This window comes from Staphylococcus sp. HMSC14C01, from assembly GCF_001808085.1.
Classification (GTDB): domain Bacteria; phylum Bacillota; class Bacilli; order Staphylococcales; family Staphylococcaceae; genus Staphylococcus; species Staphylococcus hominis.
Window position 1 is genome coordinate 1 of the sequence record NZ_KV792038.1, and the last position, 3960, is coordinate 3960.

General features: G+C 27.9%; 3 protein-coding genes. 1 reads left to right on the forward strand and 2 read right to left on the reverse strand.

Annotated elements, in window-relative coordinates; translation table 11 throughout:
- Nucleotides 1-134 precede the first annotated feature (134 nt).
- Nucleotides 135-797 carry a hypothetical protein gene (locus HMPREF3131_RS11550; protein WP_225973519.1) on the forward strand — a complete coding sequence of 221 codons (663 nt, stop codon included), beginning with the start codon at nt 135-137 and terminating at the stop codon, nt 795-797.
- A gap of 11 nt (nt 798-808) precedes the next feature.
- Here the strand turns inward: HMPREF3131_RS11550 and HMPREF3131_RS07155 are convergent, their stop codons facing one another.
- Nucleotides 809-1498, reverse strand: a complete 690-nt coding sequence (locus HMPREF3131_RS07155; RefSeq protein ID WP_057504644.1) for a hypothetical protein — start codon at nt 1496-1498, stop codon at nt 809-811.
- A 275-nt stretch (nt 1499-1773) separates the two neighbouring features.
- Nucleotides 1774-3696: a MobA/MobL family protein gene (locus HMPREF3131_RS07160; protein WP_070436582.1), complete on the reverse strand. Its 1923-nt coding sequence runs from the start codon at nt 3694-3696 to the stop codon at nt 1774-1776.
- Between the last annotated feature and the right edge of the window lie 264 nt (nt 3697-3960).

The window sequence follows — 3960 nt, forward strand, 5'->3', positions numbered from 1 at the left end:
ACTAGATGAGTTACATATAACTTCCGATAAGTCATTTTATGAATAAATAACTATCAAAACAAGAAGAAACTCGTTTTCAACTAGTTTAAAACACGCAAAATAGCAAATTCAAATTTAACTAAAAGGAGAATGAAATGAACAAAATCGATTGGTCTAGAAATTTTGAATGGTTTGTAAATATCGGAGGTACAATATCCTCCATACTAGTAATAATTTATATGATTATATTAATTAAATATATATTGTTCGACAAAACAACAACATTAAAAGTTAATGTTTATGCAACTTTAACTGAACATTATCACGAAGCACTAACTAAAACTCCTGAAGAAATAAAGAACTATTTTCAAAATAAATTTCCAATAGGTAAAACGGAAATAATACCAAATGAATTTATAGCCGAAAAAAAAAGAAAGATTATGGCAGAAATAATACTAACTAACCCAAACAAGCTAGCAGTTGTAATTGGCTCAGATGAACACGATATAAAAATACTTAATATTTATAATCGCGAAGGTAATAAGATTGAACATATAAACGTTAATAAAAGAAAAGATATGCCTACCAAAAATCAAACAGAAATAGAAAAAGGTCAATTAAAATTAAATAAAGGTGATTATATAGCAATATTAACTCAAGAATTCGGAGAAAATGGTGAACAAGAAATAGAAATAGAAGTAGATGGACATAAAAAAACTATATCGTTATCTCCTCTTCATATGAATCCCAATCCGACTAATTACATAGAAGTAAAAAATAATATTAAAAGTTATATAATAAAATATTTAAAAAAATGATCAAATGCTCATCATAATTGTTTAAAGATAAATGAATCATACAAAACATATGGTCCCTGAATCATATTATTAAAAGTAATTGTCACAGGAATGATTTCTTTTATTTTCACGTATTTATTTTTTTTCGTAAGGGCATGATTATATGAAATATCCACTTCAAACTCTATTACAGAATTTGTTTTTTTAAAATCCATTCGATATGAATACATAGCTCCTAACAGTAAGGCTGAAAAAATACCAGGTAATTCTATTTCAAATGAATTTCCACCTTCTAAAATAGATTGTTGAACGTTCGTAGTTTCTGGCATACCAAAAACTTTATCCCAAGTGTAAAAAATATTACCAGATTTATCAGTTTCACAATAAAAATTATTGTCTTTCTCTTCTAATGCTTTATCCAACAAATAATAAAAAGTTTCATTTTTTAAGACATTCACAGACACAGATAAATCAATAATTTTAGCATCAGTATTATTAAAAAACTTAAGTAAAACATTATAATCTTTCAACTTCTCATAACCTTCAATTTCAAAATCGATTCCAATATAATCTGTTGTTTGCTTTTTTTGAGCTTCCAATAAAAGTTGAGGTCTTAATAGTTTATTATCTTTAGTTTTTTGATAGATTCTAGAACGTATAGAAGAGATAAGAGAAACAATAGCAATTATTATAGAAATTACAGACAAACATATCGAAAACAAATTTTTTATCGCTCCTTTTTTCTTTCAAAATAATATATCGATTTATTCTAATTGCTTATTGATGTTGAAGCTTGGATCTTTAACAATATCAAAACTCTTCGAATGGTCGCCTTAATAGATCACGCTATGCCTACATTTGTTTCAATCAATTTGATAAGTTAAAATTCCATATATCATCATGAATTACAATGTTATCTTTAAGCAACGCCAATATACCAGATTTGGATAAGTTTCTTATTATCAAAGAATGAACTTTGTATCGTTTCAACCTTCTACTATCTTCTCATTTGGTTATTTCTCTCTTGTTTCTTCTTCTTTTTATTATGATTAATATTGTTTTGTTTTTCAGTTTCGTTCGCATAGTACATAAGAAAGTCACTAGCATTTATCGTTGGTAAATTAATGTGATTAGTTTTTTCATTTTCATGTTCAAGATGATTGTCATCATTATTTCTATCCACTTGATGAATATGTTTTTCGATAACTTCTTCTTGATCGACATTATTATATTTCTCAAGTTTAATGAGTAATTGAACTTTCTCATTAGGTGTTTGGTCTTTGACTTTTTCAAAGTTTTTATCGCCTATATCTATTCTTAAATCATTATCAATATGTTCTTTATAGCTTTTAATTTCTTTCTCTTTTTCTTTAATGAATTGCAACTCAACGTTATATTCAAAGCTATCTTTTTCTAATTTTTTAAGATTTCTTTCACTAAAGAAAATATCCTTACTTGCTTTTTTATAAGTATCTTCTAGCAATATATCAGTAGGAATATTGTTATTTTGTTTGAATTGATATTGAACATTAGTTGCTTTTATAAAGTTACCTTTTTGTGCCTCATCAACAATAAATGCTTTCTCATCATTACTAAATTGTTTATGAGATTTAGGGTACATTTGTTGTATAATTAGATTATTTTTTTCACTTTCAGTAAGATAAACATCTTTAGCTGATTGATAAATTTCTTTACGCTTTTCTTCTCTGCTTTCTAACTTATTCTTTTCATTGAGTAATTCTTTAAAGTTAGATTTAACTGTATTAATAAACTCTTGTTGACTATATCCTTTGCTTTCAACTTCTCTTCTAAATTGATAATTAGTATCATAATTATCTGCATAAAATTTTAATTGACGTCTCTTAATTTCATTTTTGAGTAAGTCATTTTGAATTTTACGACCAAAAGTAGACGCACTATCAAACGTGTTTTTAATTGTTTCTTTTGCCTCTGAATAGCCAATATCATGTTTATATCTATCAAATAAAATAGAATAACTTTGTTCATTTTTACTTACTTGATCTTTAGCGTTTTGAACAAGTAATCTAATTGCATTTTGTGCTTGTTCTTTCTCTTTATCGTCATATACTTCTGATAATTCGTCACGATTGTATTGTCTAATCTGTTCATTTTTCTGTCCGTAATAAGTAACGGGTTGGTACTCGACACCCTCTTTTTCACAGCGTCTTTGTTCGTTTTTTTCTAGTCTATATTCTTCTCTTGTAAGTGGAATTTCGGCAATTTTTTCTAAACCTTGATCTTCAAAAGAACGACTATCATATCTTCTTAAACTTTGTTCACGTTCTGAATATTGATTTAATTTTAATTCCCAATGCTTACGAACTTCTTTGAAATCAAAATCAGCAAAACGTTCTTGCTTTCTAACTTTATTACCATTTTTATTTAAAATCGCATGACCGTTTTCATCGTATCGTGTTTTCGTTTTTGTCTTTTTTCCCCAAGTGCCGTCTGAATTGAAAGGTCTTTGAGTCAGCAAAACATGAGCGTGTGGATTGTTCATGTCATCTCTATGAATTGAAATATCAGCCACCATTCCTTTGTCTACAAACTCACTTTTTATAAAATCTTTTGTTAATTCTGTTTGTACTTCTCTATCAAAATCATTAGGCAAACTTAATAAGACTTCTTTTGCTAATCTAGGATTTTTTGTTTTCGCATTATTCTTTTCAACTTTATCAACTTCATTCCATAAACGCTGTCTATCTTTAGTCCATTCGGGTGCATGTTGAGGGGTTAAAATCATGCTTTCAGGCTTAACAATATGATTTCTAAACTTAATTTTTTCATCTGTACGTTCGCTATATAATGCTTTATCAGAACGATAAGACGCTGACGCAACGATATTTTTTGTTGCTCGATTAATATTGGTCACTCTCAACATAAAGTAACCTTTCTCCATGATTTTACCTCCTCTTTTTTTGAATTTAAACCCCTGTGGGAACTATAGCAATCAACCAGTATGGTTGCCCATTTTTATGCCAATTTTCAATTTGCATGTAAATGGGCAGTGTCTTAAGAACTGGTTATATTATACCATGAATGTGCGACTTACCCAATGAACGATGATATGCTTTATGTAGATAAACTAAAGGAGTTTTTTAATGTCTAAAATCAAACAAACAGATATTACGAAATTAAGTCAATTAGAACAACAAATTGAACA

Bases quoted from the DNA above. Each gene is read 5' to 3' on its own strand.
- HMPREF3131_RS11550 (WP_225973519.1), top strand. From the start codon at position 135: ATGAACAAAATCGATTGGTCTAGAAATTTTGAATGGTTTGTAAATATC.
- HMPREF3131_RS07160 (WP_070436582.1), bottom strand. From the start codon at position 3,696: ATGGAGAAAGGTTACTTTATGTTGAGAGTGACCAATATTAATCGAGCA.